Annotated in this window: 1 protein-coding gene; it reads left to right on the top strand. The window is 70.5% G+C overall.

The window, feature by feature from the left end; translation table 11 throughout:
* Positions 1 to 7: 7 nt before the first annotated feature.
* On the top strand, positions 8 to 740 hold a 733-nt coding region (locus AQJ84_RS40230; RefSeq protein ID WP_059198925.1), incomplete at its 3' end, for an NADP-dependent oxidoreductase.

Genomic DNA, 740 nt, shown 5'->3' with positions numbered 1-740 from the left:
GCGCCCCATGCGAGCGTTCGTCGTCACCAAGTACAAGGAGCCGCTGCAGGAGGCGGACGTCCCCGAACCCACCGTGGGGGAGCACGACGTGCTCGTCCGGGTGGAGGCCGCCGGACTGAACCCGCTGGATGAGAAGATCCACACCGGTGAGTTCAAGCAGATCCTGCCCTACAAGCTGCCGCTGATCCTGGGCAACGACGTCGCGGGCACCGTCATCAGCGTCGGGACGGCAGTTCGCGGCTTCAAGCCCGGCGACGAGGTCTACGCCCGGCCCCACCAGGACCGCATCGGCACGTTCGCCGAGCGCATCGCCATAGCGGAAGGCGACCTGGCGCTCAAGCCCGCTTCCATCAGCATGGAAGAGGCCGGCTCGCTGCCGCTGGCGGCGCTCACGGCGTGGCAGGCGCTGGTGGAGCGCGGGAAGGTGCGGCCCGGGCAGAAGGTGCTCATCCACGCCGGCGCCGGCGGGGTCGGTTCGATCGCGATCCAGCTCGCCGCGCACCTCGGCGCGAGCGTCGCCACGACCGCCAGCGCTTCCAACGCGGACTTCGTGCGCGCGCTCGGCGCCGACACGGTGATCGATTACCGCAGCCAGGACTTCGAGCAGCTCCTGACCGGCTACGACCTGGTGCTGGACAGCATCGGCGGGGAGACCCTCGAGAAGTCCCTGCGGGTGCTCAAGCCCGGCGGCAAGGCCATCGGGATCACCGGTCCCCCGGACCCCGCGTTCGCCCGCGAGG

It is taken from the genome of Streptomyces resistomycificus, assembly GCF_001514265.1.
Classification (GTDB): Bacteria; Actinomycetota; Actinomycetes; order Streptomycetales; family Streptomycetaceae; genus Streptomyces; species Streptomyces resistomycificus.
This window is presented reverse-complemented; position numbering and strand designations above follow the sequence as displayed.